This is a genomic window from Blautia sp. HCP3S3_H10_2, from assembly GCF_052122375.1.
Classification (GTDB): Bacteria; Bacillota; Clostridia; order Lachnospirales; family Lachnospiraceae; genus Blautia_A.
The window spans coordinates 1-596 of the sequence record NZ_JBQKCL010000055.1 but is presented as its reverse complement, the minus strand read 5'-3'; the positions used below and the strand labels follow the sequence as shown (position 1 = coordinate 596).

1 pseudogene is annotated in these 596 nt (G+C 39.3%); it reads left to right on the top strand.

Features of this window, described 5'->3' with window-relative positions:
- Nucleotides 1-149: 149 nt before the first annotated feature.
- A pseudogene (gene tnpB / locus ACTQWB_RS18735) lies at nt 150-452 on the top strand (IS66 family insertion sequence element accessory protein TnpB); the annotation flags it as partial.
- Nucleotides 453-596: the final 144 nt, after the last annotated feature.

Genomic DNA, 596 nt, shown 5'->3' with positions numbered 1-596 from the left:
TAATGCGATTCCATTATCACATAAAATATGTTATCCTCATCTTTTTTGCGAAGAAGAGAGTAAATATCGCTATATCCAGAAAAGATGAGGATAAAAATACTCTGAGGATAATCCGGTTTATCCGAATGTTAGGATAATGCGGCTATACGGATCTCCGGAAAGGAATTGATGGATTGATCGCTATTGTTACCGGAACATTTGGCCTGGATCCAACCGAAGCAGGATCCATTTTTCTGTTCTGTGGACGCAGAAATGACCGAATGAAAGTCTTGCTCTACGAAGGCGATGGCTGGCTTCTATGCTATAAGAGATTTACGGATGGCAAACTTCAATGGCCAAGGAATGAAAAAGAAGCCAGAGACCTTACCCCTCAACAGTACCGATGGCTGATGGAAGGACTTTCCATTGAACAGAAAAGAGTAATACACAAGGTGAAACCAGAGCTTTATTAGTTCGGTTTTATATTGTACATTGAAAATTTCATAAGCCTGAATTATTCACGGAACAGTATCTAAACTGATAACTGTACCATGAATCCGAAAATTGACCCATGTAGCCTAAACATCGCTCAATCAGTTTCCAAAAAGGGTATAAAA